14 protein-coding genes are annotated in these 17,809 nt (G+C 68.1%); 11 read left to right on the forward strand and 3 right to left on the reverse strand.

Annotated features, from left to right (window positions below; all coding sequences use genetic code 11):
* Positions 1-142 precede the first annotated feature (142 nt).
* The 3 genes from CFB45_RS32385 to CFB45_RS32395 are packed head-to-tail and all read left to right on the forward strand — an operon-like array spanning position 143 to position 3,809.
* Positions 143-1,810 carry an acyl-CoA synthetase gene (locus CFB45_RS32385; protein WP_089429242.1) on the forward strand — a complete coding sequence of 556 codons (1,668 nt, stop codon included), beginning with the start codon at positions 143-145 and terminating at the stop codon, positions 1,808-1,810.
* Between the two features lie 22 nt (positions 1,811-1,832).
* Positions 1,833-2,600: a 3-hydroxyacyl-CoA dehydrogenase gene (locus CFB45_RS32390; protein ID WP_089429243.1), complete on the forward strand. Its 768-nt coding sequence runs from the start codon at positions 1,833-1,835 to the stop codon at positions 2,598-2,600.
* A gap of 18 nt (positions 2,601-2,618) precedes the next feature.
* Positions 2,619-3,809 carry an acetyl-CoA C-acyltransferase gene (locus tag CFB45_RS32395; RefSeq protein ID WP_089429244.1) on the forward strand — a complete coding sequence of 397 codons (1,191 nt, stop codon included), beginning with the start codon at positions 2,619-2,621 and terminating at the stop codon, positions 3,807-3,809.
* Between the two features lie 118 nt (positions 3,810-3,927).
* Here CFB45_RS32395 and CFB45_RS32400 read toward each other — a convergent pair whose 3' ends face one another.
* On the reverse strand, positions 3,928-4,620 hold the full coding sequence (locus tag CFB45_RS32400; RefSeq protein WP_089429245.1) for a TetR/AcrR family transcriptional regulator: 693 nt from the start codon (positions 4,618-4,620) through the stop codon (positions 3,928-3,930).
* Between the two features lie 356 nt (positions 4,621-4,976).
* On the opposite strand from CFB45_RS32400, the gene CFB45_RS32405 reads away from it, so the two are divergent.
* The 8 genes from CFB45_RS32405 to CFB45_RS39840 all read left to right on the forward strand — a co-directional run bounded on the left by CFB45_RS32405 (position 4,977) and on the right by CFB45_RS39840 (position 15,679).
* A complete protein-coding gene (locus CFB45_RS32405; RefSeq protein WP_089429246.1) occupies positions 4,977-6,257 on the forward strand; it encodes a Zn-dependent hydrolase in 1,281 nt (426 codons plus the stop codon).
* A gap of 135 nt (positions 6,258-6,392) precedes the next feature.
* Positions 6,393-7,730 (forward strand): NAD(P)-dependent oxidoreductase, encoded by a 1,338-nt coding sequence (locus CFB45_RS32410; RefSeq protein ID WP_089429247.1) that lies wholly within the window; start codon positions 6,393-6,395, stop codon positions 7,728-7,730.
* A gap of 64 nt (positions 7,731-7,794) precedes the next feature.
* A complete protein-coding gene (gene preA / locus CFB45_RS32415) occupies positions 7,795-9,111 on the forward strand; it encodes an NAD-dependent dihydropyrimidine dehydrogenase subunit PreA (protein ID WP_089429248.1) in 1,317 nt (438 codons plus the stop codon).
* A gap of 100 nt (positions 9,112-9,211) precedes the next feature.
* A complete protein-coding gene (locus CFB45_RS32420; RefSeq protein WP_089430072.1) occupies positions 9,212-10,720 on the forward strand; it encodes an NCS1 family nucleobase:cation symporter-1 in 1,509 nt (502 codons plus the stop codon).
* Between the two features lie 34 nt (positions 10,721-10,754).
* Complete coding sequence (hydA, locus tag CFB45_RS32425; protein ID WP_089429249.1) at positions 10,755-12,212, forward strand: dihydropyrimidinase; 1,458 nt, start codon at positions 10,755-10,757, stop codon at positions 12,210-12,212.
* 338 nt (positions 12,213-12,550) lie between these two features.
* Positions 12,551-13,825 carry a NupC/NupG family nucleoside CNT transporter gene (locus CFB45_RS32430; RefSeq protein ID WP_089430073.1) on the forward strand — a complete coding sequence of 425 codons (1,275 nt, stop codon included), beginning with the start codon at positions 12,551-12,553 and terminating at the stop codon, positions 13,823-13,825.
* A 38-nt stretch (positions 13,826-13,863) separates the two neighbouring features.
* Complete coding sequence (deoA, locus tag CFB45_RS32435) at positions 13,864-15,180, forward strand: thymidine phosphorylase (RefSeq protein WP_089429250.1); 1,317 nt, start codon at positions 13,864-13,866, stop codon at positions 15,178-15,180.
* Positions 15,181-15,289: 109 nt separating this feature from the next.
* Positions 15,290-15,679, forward strand: a complete 390-nt coding sequence (locus tag CFB45_RS39840) for a cytidine deaminase (protein ID WP_089429251.1) — start codon at positions 15,290-15,292, stop codon at positions 15,677-15,679.
* Positions 15,680-15,713: 34 nt separating this feature from the next.
* Here CFB45_RS39840 and CFB45_RS32445 read toward each other — a convergent pair whose 3' ends face one another.
* Positions 15,714-16,829 carry an aromatic ring-hydroxylating oxygenase subunit alpha gene (locus CFB45_RS32445; protein ID WP_069250308.1) on the reverse strand — a complete coding sequence of 372 codons (1,116 nt, stop codon included), beginning with the start codon at positions 16,827-16,829 and terminating at the stop codon, positions 15,714-15,716.
* 247 nt (positions 16,830-17,076) lie between these two features.
* On the reverse strand, positions 17,077-17,772 hold the full coding sequence (msrA, locus tag CFB45_RS32450) for a peptide-methionine (S)-S-oxide reductase MsrA (protein ID WP_089429252.1): 696 nt from the start codon (positions 17,770-17,772) through the stop codon (positions 17,077-17,079).
* Positions 17,773-17,809 lie beyond the last annotated feature (37 nt).

Below are 17,809 nucleotides of genomic sequence, written 5' to 3' on the forward strand. Positions count from 1 at the left end.
TCCTGCATCCTCCCGACATGGCAAAAGCGATCACGATTCTAGATTCGGTTTGTCATTGATTGCAATGTACGGGCTGTCTACTATCGAACTATCCCCGTCGCGCCCCTGGCTCGCCGGCGGCCATAACGCACAGGAGACACGCATGTCTGATGGAGCTACCGCCCGCGCGGTGCCGGCCTACGCCGACGCCGTGGCCCGGTTCAGTATCGAGACCGCCGAGCAGCAACTGCACGGCGACCTGGAGCGCGGCCTGAACGCGTGCGTGGAATGCTGCGACCGGCACGCATCCGCGGACGCGATCGCGCTCGACTGGATCGACGCGGGCGGGCAGCATCACCGCTACACGTTTGCGCAGATGAAGGCGCTGTCGGCACGCGTCGCGAACCTGCTGGTCGCGCAGGGCGTGAAGCCGGGCGACGTGGTGGCGGGGCTGTTGCCGCGCACGCCCGAACTCGTCGCGACGATCCTCGGCACGTGGCGCGCGGGTGCCGTCTACCAGCCGCTGTTCACCGCGTTCGGCCCGAAAGCGATCGAGCACCGGCTGCGCATGAGCGATGCGCGCCTGGTCGTGACCAACGTCGCGAACCGCGCGAAGCTCGACGAGATCGCCGATTGCCCGCCCGTTGCGACGGTGCGCGAGCCGGGCGAGACGCTGCCGGCGCGCGACATCGATTTCCGTGCGGTGCTCGATGCGCAGTCCGACGCGTTCGAGCCGGTGCTGCGCCAGGGCACGGACCTGTTCATGATGATGTCGACGTCGGGCACGACGGGTTTGCCGAAGGGCGTGCCGGTGCCGCTGCGCGCGCTGCTCGCGTTCGGCGCGTACATGCGTGAAGCGGTGGACCTGCGTGCCGACGACCGGTTCTGGAACATCGCCGATCCGGGCTGGGCGTACGGCCTCTATTACGCGATCACGGGCCCGCTGTTGCTGGGCCACGCGACGACGCTCTACGAGGGCAGCTTCACGGTCGACAGCACGTACGACGTGATCGAACGGCTCGGGATCACGAGCCTCGCCGGCTCGCCGACTGCCTACCGGATGCTGATGGCGGCCGGCACGGAGGCGGCGGCGCGGCTGAAGGGCAAGCTGCGCGTGGTCAGCAGCGCGGGCGAACCGTTGAATCCGGAAGTCGTGCGCTGGTTCGACGCGGCGCTCGGCGCGCCGATCTACGATCACTACGGCCAGACCGAACTCGGGATGGTCGTGAACAACCACCACGGCCTCGCGCATGTGGTCCACGCCGGCTCCGCCGGCTTGGCGATGCCCGGCTACCGCGTCGCGGTGCTCGACGACGCGAGCCGCGAGCTCGGCCCCGGCGAGCCCGGCAACCTCGCGATCGACATCGCGCGCTCGCCGCTGCTGTGGTTCCACGGCTACTGGCAGCAGAACACACCGGCGATCGCGGGCGGCTATTACCGGACCGGCGACAACGTCGAGCTGGAGCCGGACGGCACCGTGAGCTTCATCGGCCGCGCGGACGACGTGATCACGTCGTCCGGCTACCGGATCGGCCCGTTCGACGTGGAAAGCGCGCTGATCGAGCATCCGGCCGTGAGCGAGGCCGCCGTCATCGGCGTGCCCGATGCGGAGCGCACGGAGATCGTCAAGGCGTTCGTCGTGCTGTCGAAAGACTACGACGGCACGCCGGCGCTGGCCGAGGAACTGAGCCTGCACGTGAAGCGGCGGCTGTCCGCTCACGCCTATCCGCGCGCGATCGACTTCGTCGACGCGCTGCCTAAAACCCCGAGCGGCAAGATCCAGCGCTTCGTGTTGCGCAAGATGGAAGCCGAGAAGGCCGCTCAACCCTGAACACAACCTGTACGGACTGCGAATGGATATCAAGGATCGCGTTTTTCTGATCACGGGCGCCGGTTCCGGCCTCGGCGCCGCGGTGGCGCGCATGGTGGTCGCGGAAGGCGGCAAGGCCGTGCTGCTGGACGTCAACGAAGAAGCCGGCGCGGGCCTCGTGCGCGAGCTTGGCGCGGCTGCGCGCTTCGTGAAGACGGACGTGACGAGCGAAGCCGATGGGCAGGCGGCCGTCGCCGCCGCGCGTGACGCGTTCGGCCGCATCGACGCGCTCGTCAACTGCGCGGGCGTCGCGCCGGGCGAGAAGGTGGTGGGCCGCGAGGGCCCGCATTCGCTCGACCGCTTCGCACGCGCGGTGTCGATCAATCTGGTCGGCACGTTCAACATGATCCGGCTGGCCGCCGACGCGATGTCGAAGCAGGAGCCCAATGCGGAAGGCGAGCGCGGCGTAATCGTCAACACCGCGTCGGTCGCGGCGTTCGACGGGCAGATCGGGCAGGCCGCGTATGCGGCGTCGAAGAGCGGCGTGGTCGGCATGACGCTGCCGATCGCGCGCGAACTCGCGCGGTTTGGCATTCGCGTGGTGACGGTCGCGCCGGGCATCTTCGCGACGCCGATGATGGCCGGCATGCCGCAGGACGTGCAGGACGCGCTCGGCAAGAGCGTGCCGTTCCCGCCGCGGCTTGGCCGCCCGGACGAATTTGCGGCGCTGGTGCGCCACATCGCCGAAAACACGATGCTGAACGGCGAAGTCATCCGTCTCGATGGCGCGTTGCGCATGGCACCGCGCTGACACTGGAGGAAGCGAATCATGACGACTCAGGATCCGATCGTAATCGTTGGCACGGCGCGTACGCCGATGGGTGGTTTTCAGGGCGACCTCGCGGCGGCCAGCGCGAGCGACCTTGGCGCGGTAGCGATTCGCGCGGCGCTCGAGCGCGCGAACGTGCCGGCCGAGCGTATCGATGAAATCGTGTTCGGCTGCGTGTTGCCGGCGGGCCAGGGCCAGGCGCCGGCGCGGCAGGCCGCGCTGAAGGCCGGGCTGCCGCTCGCGGCGGGCGCGACCACGGTCAACAAGATGTGCGGCTCGGGGATGAAGGCCGCGATGTTCGCGCACGACCTGCTGCTGGCGGGTTCGGCGGGGGTGGCCGTCGCGGGCGGGATGGAGAGCATGACGAATGCACCGTACCTGCTGCCGAAGGCGCGCGCGGGGATGCGCATGGGTCACGGGCAGGTGCTCGACCACATGTTCCTCGACGGGCTCGAGGACGCGTACGAGAAAGGCCGCCTGATGGGCACGTTCGCGGAGGATTGCGCGCAGGCGTACCAGTTCACGCGCGAGGCGCAGGATGCGTTCGCGATCGCGTCGCTGACGCGCGCGCAACGGGCGATCGCCGACGGGCACTTCGTGTCGGAGATCGCGCCGGTGACCGTGAAGGCCGGCAAGACCGAAACGGTCGTGTCGATCGACGAACAGCCGGGCAAGGCGAAGCTCGACAAGATCCCGACGCTGAAGGCTGCGTTCCGCGACGGCGGCACGGTGACGGCCGCGAATGCGTCGTCGATCTCGGACGGCGCGGCCGCGCTCGTGATGATGCGCCGCTCGGAAGCCGAGCGCCTGGGCCTCACGCCGAAGGCCGTGATCGTCGGGCATTCGACCTACGCGGACAAGCCGGGCCTGTTCGCGACCGCGCCGATCGGCGCGCTGCGCAAGCTGTCGGAGAAGACCAGCTGGAACCTGCGCGACGTCGACCTGTTCGAGATCAACGAAGCCTTCGCGGTGGTGCCGATGGCCGCGATGCGCGATCTCGACCTGCCGCACGAGAAGGTCAACGTGCACGGCGGCGCGTGTGCGCTGGGGCATCCGATCGGTGCATCGGGCGCGCGCGTGATGGTGACGCTGCTGGCCGCGCTCGAAACGTATGGGTTGAAGCGCGGCGTCGCGTCGCTGTGCATCGGCGGCGGCGAGGCGACGGCGATCGCGATCGAGCGCATCGCGTAACGCAGCGGATCACGCAGTGCATCACGCGTAGTCCGCATGCGGCGGCGCGTCCGACGGGTATCGCACGGGAAACACCTGTGCGATACCCGTTTTGTTTTTGGCGGATCGCGTTGCCGCGCTACGTCTTCGCGTGCGGCGACACCGCCCCGCATGCGCGAATCACAAGCTGCACGACCTGTTCGGTCTTCTCGTCGTACGCCTTCTGCGTGAACGTCCGCTTGCCGCTCAGCGCGCGGATCTGCGCATCGAAATCCGCATAGTGCTGCGTGGTGGCCCAGATCAGGTACATCAGCGCATGCGCGTCGATCGGCGCGAGCAGCCCGCGCGCGATCCAGCCGTCGATGACCTTCACGCGCGTATCGAACCACGGCTTCACGCGTTCCGACAGGATGTCCTGCATGTGCTCCGCACCATGGATGATCTCGTTGGCCCAGACCTTCGAGCCGAGCGGGCGCCGCCGCGACAGCGCCATCTTCGCGCGCACGTAGGCACCGATCGCTTCGACGGGATCGTCGTCGGCCTCGAACGAACCGGCTGCGCGATGCCAGTCCTCGAACAGGTCGTCGAGCACACGGCGGTACAGCGCAAGCTTCGTCGGGAAGTAGTAATGCAGGTTGGCTTTCGGCAGGCCGGCACGCTCCGCGATCATCGCGGTACTCGCGCCGTCGAGCCCACGTTCCGCGAACACGGCCTCCGCGCAGGCGAGCAGATGCGCTTCGTTGGACTCGCGGATGTGCGCCTTGCGTCGCCGCAAAGGCGCGGGCGTTTCGTCGCTGTCGGTGGCTGCGGTTGCCGCCTGGTCATGTCTCATCGTTGCCCTCGCGCGGCGGGCATGCCGCGTTGGGCTTCATTCTAGCCGCTGATTCGCATCGAACGCACGCGTGCCGATCTCGCGCAGTCATCGCCATGCTGCGTTGCGATGGCACGTTTCTCGCTCCATTCATTCACGCAAGAAAGAGATTGATTTGGTCATTTTGATCGTCTAAAACCTGTCCAATCGGACAGGATTCGACGAGCAGCGGAAACCTCTCGGCCCGATTCGTCGGACGATCTTCGCGAACGACCAGGGCATGCACCGCGCTTGGGCGGCGTTGCCCCGAAACAGGCATGACACGCACCGGCACAGACCGGGCTGACGACATCACCGACCCCACAGGAGCGATACGAATGAACGCGGTATCGGAAACAGTGAAGCGGGCAGCTTTCGACACGTCGATCAAGGTCGACGGCAAGCGGTTGTGGGACAGCCTGATGGAAGTCGCGAAGATCGGCGCGACGCCGAAGGGCGGCGTGTGCCGCCTCGCGCTGACCGATCTCGACAAGGCCGGGCGCGACCTGATCGTCAGCTGGGCGAAGGCCGCCGGCTGCACGGTGACGGTCGATACGATGGGCAACGTGTTCATGCGCCGCGCGGGCCGCGTGGCCGATGCGGCGCCGGTCGTCACGGGCTCGCACGCGGATTCGCAGCCGACCGGCGGCCGCTTCGACGGCATCTACGGCGTGCTCGGTGGCCTCGAGGTGATTCGCAGTCTCAACGATCACGGCATCGAGACCGAGCATCCGGTCGAGGTCGTGATCTGGACCAACGAGGAAGGCTCGCGCTTCGCGCCGGCGATGGTTGCGTCGGGCGTGTTCGCGGGGGTGTTTTCGCTCGAATACGGGCTGTCGCGCAAGGACGTGGACGGCAAGACGATCGGCGAGGAGCTGGCGCGGATCGGCTACGCGGGCGACGTGCCGTGCGGCGGACGCAAGCTGCACGCGGCGTTCGAACTGCATATCGAGCAGGGACCGATTCTCGAAGCGGAATGCAAGACGATCGGCGTCGTGACCGACGCGCAGGGGCAGCGCTGGTACGAGATCACGTTCACCGGCCAGGAAGCGCACGCGGGGCCGACGCCGATGCCGCGCCGCCGCGATGCGCTGCTCGGCGCGTCGCGTGTGGTCGATCTCGTCAACCGGATCGGCCTCGATCATGCGCCGTTCGGCTGCGCGACGGTCGGCATGATGCAGGTCTACCCGAACTCGCGCAACGTGATTCCGGGCCGCGTGTTCTTCACCGTCGATTTCCGTCATCCGGACGACGCGGTGCTCGCGAAGATGGATGCTGCGTTGCGCGACGGCGTGGCGCGCATCGCGGGCGAGATCGGGCTCGAGACGCAGCTCGAGCAGATCTTCTATTACAAGCCGGTCGCGTTCGACGCGGCCTGTGTGGAAGCGGTGCGCAGCGCGGCCGACCGCTTCGGCTTCTCGCATCGCGACATCGTGTCCGGTGCCGGCCACGACGCGTGCTACCTCGCGCAGGTCGCGCCGACGTCGATGGTGTTCGTGCCGTGTGTCGACGGCATCAGCCACAACGAGATCGAGGACGCGACGCCCGCATGGATCGAGGCCGGCGCGAACGTGCTGCTGCACGCGATGCTGTCGCGCGCATGCGAGCCGGCTTCATGACGCCGCGACCGTAGCTGCCGGCAGGTTGCTCGACGCCTGGCAGCCTGACCGTAGCATGCCTAACAACGACCGCCCCGACTGTGCATGCGCAGCCGGCGAGGACGGCTTTGTCTCCACCCAGTCGAAGGAACGCGTATGACCACCCAGCCAACCGGCGATATCGCCGCGCATCGCCTGTCGTCCACGCAACTCTCGTGCGAATTTGCCGACATCGCGCCGCTGCTCGATCCGACTGCCGCGGCGGCCGCCGCCAGCCGCTGCCACTACTGCTACGACGCGCCGTGCGTGCAGGCCTGCCCGACGCAGATCGACATCCCGAGCTTCATCCGCAAGATCGGCAACGGCAACCTGAAGGGCGCCGCGACCGACATCCTGTCGGCGAATCCGCTCGGCGGGATGTGTGCCCGCGTGTGTCCGACCGAGATCCTGTGCGAAGGCGCGTGCGTGCGCAACCATCAGGATGCGCAGCCCGTCGCGATCGGCGCGCTGCAGCGGCATGCAACCGATTGGGCGATGGAGACCGGCGCGGTGCGCTTCACGCGCGCGCCGGACACGGGCCGCCAGGTCGCGGTGGTCGGCGCGGGGCCGGCCGGGCTCGCATGCGCGCACCGGCTCGCGCTCGCCGGGCACCGCGTCACGCTGTTCGACGCGCGCCCGAAGGCCGGCGGCCTCAACGAATACGGGATCGCCGCATACAAGACCGTCGACGATTTCGCGCAGCGTGAAGTCGAGTGGCTGCTGTCGGTGGGCGGCATCACGTTGCAAACCGGCGTCGCGCTGGGCCGCGACATCACGCTCGACGCGCTGCGCGAGCAGCACGACGCGGTGTTTCTCGCGATGGGCCTCGGCGGCGTGCGTGCGCTGTCGATCGACGGCGAGCAACTGAACGGCGTGATGAACGCGGTCGATTTCATCGCGCAGGTGCGGCAGGCCGATGCGCTGGAGAACGTGCCGGTCGGGCGGCGCGTGGTGGTGATCGGCGGCGGCAATACGGCCATCGATGCGGCGGTGCAGAGCCGCAAGCTCGGCGCCGAGCGCGTGACGATGGTGTACCGGCGCGGCGTGGAGGCGATGAGCGCGACGTGGGCCGAGCGCGAGTTCGCGCAGAAGAGCGGCGTCACGCTCGTCACGCATGCGAAGCCGGTGCGCATGGCGGGCGAGAACGGGCAGGTGACGGGTGTCGAGTTCGAGGCGGCATCGGGCGAGCGCTTCACCGTCGAGGCGGACATGGTGCTGAAGGCGATCGGCCAGACGCTGGTGCCGGACGCCATCGACGCCGCGCTGCTGACGGCGGACGGCGCGCGCATCGCGGTGGACGCCGACGGGCGCACCGCATGGCCCGACGTGTGGGCCGGCGGCGACTGCGCGGCGACGGGCGGCGTCGACCTCACGGTGCAGGCCGTGCAGGACGGCAAGCGCGCGGCCGCATCGATCGACGCCACGCTCGCGCAGCGCGACGCGAAGGCCGCGTGAGCGCACCACGCGCGTCACCCACCACGAGCACAACCAACACGACCCCACTCTCACGGAGCCGACCATGGCCGACCTTCGCTGCACCATCGCGGGCATCACTTCGCCGAACCCCTTCTGGCTGGCGTCCGCGCCGCCGACCGACAAGGCCTACAACGTGAACCGCGCGTTCGAGGCGGGCTGGGGCGGTGTCGTCTGGAAGACGCTCGGGCTCGATCCGCACGTCGTCAACGTCAGTTCGCGCTATGGCGCGGTGCAGTGGAACGGCCAGCGCATCGCGGGGCTGAACAACATCGAGCTGATCACCGACCGTCCGCTCGACGTGAACCTGAGAGAGATCGCGCAGGTGAAGCGCGACTGGCCGGACCGCGCGCTGATCGTGTCGCTGATGGTGCCGTGCAACGAGCGCGACTGGAAATGGATCCTGCCGCTCGTCGAGGACACGGGCGCCGACGCGGTCGAGCTGAACTTCGGCTGTCCACACGGGATGAGCGAGCGCGGGATGGGCGCGGCGGTCGGGCAGGTCCCCGAATATGTGGAGATGGTCACGCGCTGGGTGAAGGAAGGCACGAAGCTGCCGTGCCTCGTGAAGCTCACGCCGAACATCAGCGACATCCGGATGGGCTCGCGTGCCGCGTACAAGGGCGGCGCGGACGGCGTGTCGCTGATCAACACGATCAACTCGATCGTCGCGGTCGATCTCGACCACATGGCGCCGATGCCGACGGTCGACGGCAAGGGCACGCACGGCGGCTATTGCGGCCCGGCGGTCAAGCCGATCGCATTGAACATGGTCGCGGAGATCGCGCGCGACCCGGAAACGCCGAACCTGCCGATCTCGGGCATCGGCGGCATCTCGTCATGGCGCGACGCGGCGGAGTTCATGGTGCTCGGCGCCGGCAGCGTGCAGGTGTGCACCGCCGCGATGCATTACGGATTCCGGATCGTGTCGGACCTGGCCGACGGATTGTCGAACTGGATGGACGAGAAGGGCTACGCGACGCTCGACGACATCCGCGGCCGCGCGGTGCCGAACGTGACCGACTGGAAATACCTGAACCTGAAGTACGACATCAAGGCGCGCATCGACCAGGACCGCTGCATCCAGTGCGGGCTGTGCCATATCGCGTGCGAGGACACGTCGCACCAGGCGATCACCGCGACGAAGGACGGCGTGCGCCACTTCGAAGTGGTCGATTCGGAATGCGTCGGGTGCAATCTTTGCATGCATGTGTGTCCGGTCGAGCAATGCATCACGATGGAGCGTGTCGATTCGGGCGACTACGCGAACTGGACCACGCATCCGAACAATCCGGCAAGCGCGGACGCGGGGGCGAGTGCAGGCGCGGCGGCACCCGAGAAGCACGCGAAGAAGGCTGCTTGACGGCGTCCGGCGACGCAGGTCATCCTGCATCGTCGCCTTTCGTTCCACCCGGGCCGGCATCGGTTGATGCCGGCGCTGGCGTTTTAGTGGAGTGCGTTCGATGAATCACGCAGCGAATCCCGCCGATCCCGACAGCGCCGCGGCGCAGGGCGGCAGCCTGTACAACGACGATCTCGCGCCGACGACGCCGGCGCAGCGCACGTGGAAGTGGTATCACTTCGCGGCACTGTGGGTCGGGATGGTGATGAACATCGCGTCGTACATGCTGGCGGCCGGGTTGATCCAGGAAGGCATGTCGCCGTGGCAGGCGGTGATGACCGTGCTGCTCGGCAACCTGATCGTGCTCGTGCCGATGCTGCTGATCGGCCATGCGGGCGCGAAGCACGGGATTCCGTACGCGGTGCTCGTGCGCGCGTCGTTCGGCACGCAGGGCGCGAAGCTGCCGGCGCTGTTGCGGGCGATCGTCGCGTGCGGCTGGTACGGGATCCAGACCTGGCTCGGCGGCAGCGCGATCTATACGCTGCTGAACATCCTGACCGGCAACGCGCTGCATGGCGCGGCGCTGCCCGTCATCGGCATCGGGTTCGGGCAGCTCGCGTGCTTTCTCGTGTTCTGGGCGCTGCAGCTCTACTTCATCTGGCACGGCACCGATTCGATCCGCTGGCTCGAGAGCTGGTCCGCGCCCATCAAGGTCGTGATGTGCGTGGCGCTCGTGTGGTGGGCGACGTCGAAGGCGGGCGGCTTCGGCACGATGCTGTCGGCGCCGTCGCAGTTCGCGGCGGGCGGCAAGAAGGCCGGGCTGTTCTGGGCGACGTTCTGGCCGGGGCTGACCGCGATGGTCGGCTTCTGGGCGACGCTCGCGCTGAACATCCCCGACTTCACGCGCTTCGCGCATTCGCAGCGCGACCAGATGATCGGGCAGTCGATCGGGCTGCCGTTGCCGATGGCGCTACTGTCGGTGGTGTCGGTCGTCGTGACGTCGGCGACCGTCGTGATCTACGGCAACGCGATCTGGGATCCGATCGACCTGACGAGCCGGATGACGGGCATCGGCGTGGGCATCGCGCTCGTGATCCTCACGCTCGACACGATGTGCTGCAACCTCGCCGCGAATCTCGTCGGCCCGGCCTACGACTTCTCGAGCCTGTGGCCGAAGGCGATCTCGTATCGCACCGGCGGGATGATCACCGCGACGATCGCGATCGTGATGATGCCGTGGAAGATCCTCGCGACGACGGACGGCTACATCTTCACCTGGCTCGTCGGCTATTCGGCGCTGCTCGGGCCGGTGGCGGGGATCCTGATGGTCGACTACTTCCTGATTCGCGGCACGCGGCTCGACACGCGTGCGCTGTTCGACGAGCGCGGTGGCTTCAGCTACGCGCGCGGCTGGAACCCGGCCGCGCTGGCCGCGCTCGCGGTCGGCGTGCTGCCGAACCTGCCCGGCTTCCTGCATACGGCGTTTCCGGCGTCGTTTCCGAACGTGCCGGCGTTCTTCAACACGCTTTACACGTACGCGTGGTTCGTCGGCCTCGTGCTGGCGTCATGCGTGTACGGCACCTGGATGAAGTGGCGCGCCGGACAGCACGCGCAGATCGCGCGCGCTTGATGCGGCACCCGACAGTCAACGAGGAGGCAACCCCATGGCAATCCTGATTCGTGGCGGCACCGTGGTCGATGCGGACCGCTCCTATCGCGCGGACGTGCTCTGCGCAGCCCCGGAGGACGGCGGCACGATCCTGCAGATCGCCGAGCAGATCGACGCGCCGGCCGGCGCGACCGTCGTCGATGCGCACGGCCAGTACGTGATGCCGGGCGGCATCGATCCGCATACGCACATGGAACTGCCGTTCATGGGTACGACCGCGAGCGACGATTTCTACTCGGGCACGGCCGCCGGGCTCGCGGGCGGCACGACGAGCATCATCGACTTCGTGATTCCGAGCCCGAAGCAGCCGCTGATGGATGCGTTCCACGCGTGGCGCGGCTGGGCCGAGAAGGCGGCGGCCGATTACGGCTTCCACGTGGCCGTGACGTGGTGGGACGAGAGCGTGCACCGCGACATGGGCACGCTCGTGCGCGAACACGGCGTGTCGAGCTTCAAGCACTTCATGGCGTACAAGAACGCGATCATGGCCGACGACGAGGTGCTCGTGAACAGCTTCTCGCGTGCGCTCGAACTCGGTGCGTTGCCGACCGTGCACGCGGAGAACGGCGAGCTCGTGTTTCAGTTGCAGAAGGCGCTGCTCGCACGCGGGATGACGGGGCCGGAGGCGCATCCGCTGTCGCGGCCGCCGGAGGTGGAAGGCGAGGCCGCGAACCGTGCGATCCGCATCGCGCAGGTGCTCGGCGTGCCGGTGTATATCGTGCATGTGTCCGCGAAGGACGCGGTCGATGCGATCACCAAAGCGCGCAGCGAAGGGCTGCGCGTGTTCGGCGAGGTGCTGCCGGGGCACCTAGTGATCGACGAGGCCGTCTATCGCGATCCGGACTGGACGCGTGCGGCCGCGCACGTGATGAGCCCGCCGTTCCGCTCGGCCGAGCATCGCGAGGCGCTGTGGCGCGGGCTGCAGGCGGGGCAGCTGCATACGACGGCGACCGACCACTGCGTGTTCTGCGCATCGCAGAAGGCGATGGGCCGCGACGACTTCACGAAGATCCCGAACGGCTGTGGCGGTGTCGAGGATCGCATGTCGGTGCTGTGGCATCACGGCGTGAACCATGGCCGCATCACACCGAACGAGTTCGTGCGGATCACGTCGACGAACGCCGCGCAGATCTTCAACCTGTATCCGCGCAAGGGCGCCGTGCAGGTGGGCGCCGATGCCGATCTCGTCGTGTGGGACCCGGCCGCGACCAAGACGATCTCGGTGAAGACCCATCATCAGCAGGTCGACTTCAACGTGTTCGAGGGGATGACGGTGCAGGGCGTCGCAACGCATACGCTCACGCGCGGCGCACTCGCGTGGGCCGACGGCGATCTGCGCGCCGTGCGCGGCGCGGGCCGCTATCTGAAGCGCCCGCCAGCGGCGAGTTACTACGAGGCCGCGCGGATCGCGAACCGGTTGCGCGAACCGCATCCGGTCGAGCGCGCTGGTTGAACGATCGGTATCGCGCGGGGCGTGCCGGTTGGAACGGCACGCCCCGCGCATGTTTGAATGTGCTTTCCCTGTCATGCCGGCACCGCGCCGGCTTCCTCTCCGCATCCCGCCAATTCTCTCAATATTTGGGACGAATTGGGCGCGGTCTCGTCTTTCCGATCTCCAGGTACGTAGAACAACTGAGCAAGTAGAAGCAACACGCGACGTGGCGCAAATGCGACCATTTTGTTTGCGTTGTCGACGTGCATACCGGCGAGTAATATCCACCGACGGCGTTGCGCAGGCGTGCCGGGCCGCCCGCCGAACAGTCCAACAACATTGAGAGCAAGGAGTACGAGGTGGATATTCTGCGCAGTCTCCTGGGTATGCTGTTCCTGCTGCTGGTTGCCTATCTGCTGTCGAACAACCGGCGCGCGGTGAGCGGCCGGACCCTGATCGCCGCGCTGTGCACGCAGCTGGCGATCGGTGCGCTGGTGCTGTTCGTGCCGGTGGGCCGTGCGGTGCTGGCGGGCGCCGCGAACGGCGTCAATCGCGTGCTCGACATGGGCAATCACGGCATCGCATTCGTATTCGGCGGGCTCGTCGACAGCCGGATGTTCCAGCTGTTCGGCGACGGCGGGTTCGTGTTCGGCCTGCGCGTGCTGCCGATGATCATCTTCGTGACCGCACTGATCGCGGTGCTGTACTACATCGGCGTGATGAAGTGGATCGTCGCGATCCTCGGCGCCGCGCTCGCGAAAGTGCTCGGCGTGAGCCGCATCGAGGCGTGCTCGGCGGTGGCGACGATCTTTCTCGGGCAAAGCGAGATGCCCGCGCTCGTGAAGCCGTTCGTGCGGAACATGACGAGCGCCGAGATCTTCACGGTGATGGCGAGCGGCATGGCATCGGTCGCGGGCTCGGTGCTGGTCGGCTACGCGGGCCTCGGCGTGCGGATGGAATACCTGCTCGCCGCGTCGTTCATGGCGGTGCCGGGCGGGCTGCTGTTCGGCAAGCTGCTGTATCCGACGGTCGAGCCGAGCCGCGTCGTGGTCGACGGGCTCGACTTCGACGACAAGCGCGCCGCCAACGTGATCGAGGCGGCGGCGTCCGGCGCGTCGGTCGGGCTGCGGATCGCGATCAACGTCGGCGCGATGCTGATCGCGTTCGTGGGGCTCATCGCGCTGATGAACCTGATCGTCGGCGGCGTGGCCGCGTTCGCGGGCTTTCCGCAAATCACGCTGGTCGGTATCATCGGCCACCTGTTCGCGCCGCTCGCGTGGATCATCGGCGTGCCGTGGCACGACGCGGCGCTGGCCGGCAACTTCATCGGCGAGAAGCTGATCTTCAACGAGTTCGTCGCGTATGGCGACCTGTCGCCGTACCTGAAGGGCGGCGAGCACGTCGCGGCCGCCGGCCTGCAGGTGCTCGACCCGAAGACGCTCGCGATCGTGTCGTTCGCGCTGTGCGGTTTCGCGAACTTCTCGTCGATCGCGATTCTCGCGGGCGGCTTCAGCGCGGTCGCGCCCGAGCGCCGCTCGGAAGTCGCGCGGCACGGCCTGCGCGCATTGACGGCCGCGACGCTGTCGAACCTGATGAGCGCCGCGATCGCCGGCCTGTTCTTTTCCCTGCATTGAGCCCGCAGCGGCCACCGACCGATCGAGGAGAGGCAACGATGTTTTTACCGCAGGAATTCATTCGCCGGAAGCGCGACGGGCAGCCGCTCGATCGCGACGGGATCGCTGCGTTCGTGCGCGGCGTGACCGACGGCAGCGTGACCGAGGGCCAGGTGGCCGCGTTCGCGATGGCCGTGTATTTCAACGACCTGAGCACCGACGAACGCGTCGCGCTGACGCTCGCGCAGCGCGACTCGGGCGACGTGCTCGACTGGCGCGCGCTGGATCTCGACGGGCCGGTGATCGACAAGCATTCGACCGGCGGTGTCGGCGATGTCGTGTCGCTGATGCTCGGGCCGATGGTGGCCGCGTGCGGCGGCTACGTGCCGATGATCTCGGGGCGCGGGCTCGGCCACACCGGCGGCACGCTCGACAAGTTGAGCGCGATTCCCGGCTACAACGTGAAGCCCGATACGGACGCGTTTCGCCGCACGGTGCGCGATGTCGGCGTCGCGATCATCGGGCAGACCGCGCGGCTGGCGCCGGCCGACATGCGCATCTATGCGATTCGCGACGTGACGGCGACCGTCGAGTCGGTCGCGATGATCACCGCGTCGATCCTGTCGAAGAAGCTCGCGGCCGGGCTCGACGGGCTCGTGATGGACGTCAAGGTCGGCTCCGGCGCATTCATGCCGACCGCCGAGAAATCGGCGGAGCTGGCGCGCAGCATCGTCGACGTCGGCAACGGCGCCGGCATGAAGACGACCGCGATCCTCACCGACATGAACCAGTCGCTCGCGCCGTGCGCGGGCAATGCGCTCGAAGTGGTGTGCGCGATCGACTACCTGACGGGCAAGTCGCGTCCGGCGCGCCTGCATGAGGTCACGATGGCGCTTTCCGCTGAGTTGCTCGTCACCGGCGGGCTGGCACGCGACGTCGCAGAAGCGCGCGCGAAGTTGCAGCATGCACTCGATACGGGTGCGGCAGCCGAACGCTTCGCGAGGATGGTCACGGCGCTCGGCGGCCCTGCGGACCTGATCGACGCACCTGCTCGTCATCTGGCGCGGGCGCAGGTGATCGTGCCGGTTCCGTCGCGCGAGAGCGGCGTGGTGCAGCGGGTCGATTGCCGCGCGCTCGGGCTGGCGGTCGTCGCGCTCGGCGGCGGCCGCACGCGCGCGGCGGATGCGATCGACTACAGTGTCGGCCTGACGGCGCTCGCGGAGATCGGGCAGCGTGTCGAGGCCGGCCAGCCGCTCGGCTACGTGCATGCCCGCGACGCAGCCGCCGCCGCGCACGCGGTGGACGCGATCCAGCGCAGCTACGTGCTGGGCGAAACCGGTGGCGCGCCGCCGACCATTTATCAGCAGATCGGCTGATCGATCGCCGGTACGGGCACAGGCGATCACTCCACTTCACGGGCGTATCGCGACGGTCGGGGTTGGGCCGCGCCGATACCTCTCCGCACACAATCGAGGCTACGACGAGATGGAACGAAACGAACTGATCGAGGCGGCGAAGGCGGCGCGCGAACGCGCGTATGCGCCGTATTCGCGCTTCAAGGTCGGCGCGGTGCTGCAGGCGCGCGACGGGACGATCTTTCACGGCTGCAACGTCGAGAACGCGTCTTACGGACTCTGCAATTGTGCGGAACGCACGGCGATGTTTTCGGCCATCGCCGCCGGTTATCGTCCGGGGGATTTCGCGCGGCTCGCGGTCGTGGGCGACACGGACGGCCCGATCGCGCCGTGCGGCGCGTGCCGCCAGGTGATCATCGAGATCGGCACGCCCGACATCGAAGTGATCCTGGCCAACCTGAAAGGGGCCGTCGAGGTCACGACGGCCCACGCATTGCTGCCGGGCGCGTTCCGGTTGTAACGGCGCGCGCGACTCAGGTCACGCGCCGCACGCATCACGCGCCGTCGCGCGCGTCGCGGATCGGGATCACCGTGCGCGCGCCGCACTGGCGCAGCAGGTCGCGCAGCTCGTTGATGACCGGAAACACCTCGTGGTTCCAGTCGGCGCCTTGGGCGTCGTGCGCTTCCTGCTCGCGCTCGACGATCCAGCGATCCTCGCGGAAGATCCGCTCGGTGAACCAGACGAGCAACGGCCACGCGAGATCGAGCGCGAACGGGATGCCGGGCTTGTGGATCGACAGCAGTCCGAACGTGCGGTTGGTGCGCTGCTCGGCGTCGAGCGGCACGTAGACGATCCACAGGTCCATCACGAGCGTGCCTTCGCTCGAGCGGATCTGCAGCGTCTGGTACGGGTAGCCGGTGCGCACCGTCATCACGCTCTTGTCGGACTGGTCGGCCGGCTTCTTGCTGGCGCCGAACACGAGCGCTTCGCCCACCGGCTGCTTGCCTTCCATCCGCGCGAACGTGTAGTCGACTTCGACCCAGTCGTCGCCGCGGCGCCGGCCTACCGAGCGCGCGCGCATCTGCCCCATCTGCTTGCGATGCAGGAACTGATGGTTCATGTCCATCAGGTTCTCGTGCATGAACGAGTAGTGGCACTTGACCTCGCGGCCGAAGCGGCGCGTCTTGTATGCACGATTGTCCGCCGATTCGAGCGCGGGGAACGGCCGGGTGTCGGCGAGCGTCGCATCGCCCGGGAACACGAAGATCAGCCCGTGTGCTTCGCGGCACGGATACGCGCGCACGCCGTTGGGCAGGCGCTCGCGGCCGAGGTACGGCACGTCGACGCAGCGGCCGCTGTCGCACGCGTAGGTCCAGCCGTGATAGCAGCAGCGCAGCGTCTCGCCGCTCACGACGCCCGCGTGCAGCGGCACCTGGCGGTGCGCGCAACGATCCTCGAGCGCATACACGGCGCCGGATTCGGTGCGCACGAGCACGATCGGATCGCCGGCGAAGCGCACGCCGAGTGTCTTGCCGCGTTTCAGCTCGCGCGACCACGCGAGCGGGTACCAGTGATCGGGATGAATCGGCACGCGGCGCAGGTCGCGCACGGCCGCGCCGGAAGAGGGTTCTACAAGGGTGCCGCTGTCAGGAATGGGCACTGCGCGCATGCGTGACGTCTCCAGGCTGAACAGGGATTCCGGGCGCCGCGTGACGCGGCGGGGATCTGAAGAAGTCTACGCGAAGTTGCCGGTCGCGGCGGACGCGATGCGGGTTTGCCCCGGCACGGCGGCCGCGGTGTCGTTGATGCAGCGCAAACCGGGTCGAAGGCGGCGCGCGCCTGGCCGGCGGGGCCGTACGGGCCCGGGGCGTGCGGCAGGCACCACGCCGTCACCCCGTCACGCGGCTGCTTGCCGGTCACGAGCGCGCATCGCGCCACAGTACCGCGTCGGTGCGGTACAGCGCCGGGAAGTGCTGCTTCAGCCCGGTGATCTTCGGCATGTCGTTGTACGCGATGTACGGCGCGTCGGGGTGCAGTTCGAGGTAGTTCTGGTGATAGGCCTCGGCCGGGTAGAACCCCTTGTAGTCCTCGACGCGCGTGACGACGGGCGCCGGAAACACGTGCGCGGTGCCGAGCTGCGCGATGTAGGCGGTCGCGACCGCGCGTTGCTGCGCGGTGGTCGGGAAGATCGCCGACCGGTACTGCGACCCTTCGTCGGGGCCCTGCCGGTTGAGCTCGGTCGGGTCGTGCGCGACCGAGAAGAACACCTGCAGCAGCCTGCCGTACGTGATCTGGGTCGGGTCGTAGACGATGCGAACCGATTCCGCGTGCCCGGTCAGCCCCGAGCCGACGAGCGCGTAGTGCGCGGTTTCGGACGCGCCGCCCGCATAGCCGGCCGTGACCTGCTTCACGCCCTTCACGTGCTCGAACACGCTCTGCACGCCCCAGAAGCAGCCGCCGGCGAGCACGGCCGTCTCGTCGTGCGATGTGCCGGGTGTTTCGTCGAGCGTCGGCGCGGGCACGGTGCGCATCGGCTCGGCGGAATTGACGATGCGCTGGTAGCCGAACACGGCGGCGGCCGCGACGGCGATGGCGCCGATGCGGCGCAGCATCGCCGTGCGCCGTTGCGGCGCGGGACCGCGGGGAGAA

Origin of the sequence: Burkholderia sp. HI2500 (assembly GCF_002223055.1) — a bacterium.
In the GTDB taxonomy this organism is placed as follows: Bacteria; Pseudomonadota; Gammaproteobacteria; order Burkholderiales; family Burkholderiaceae; genus Burkholderia.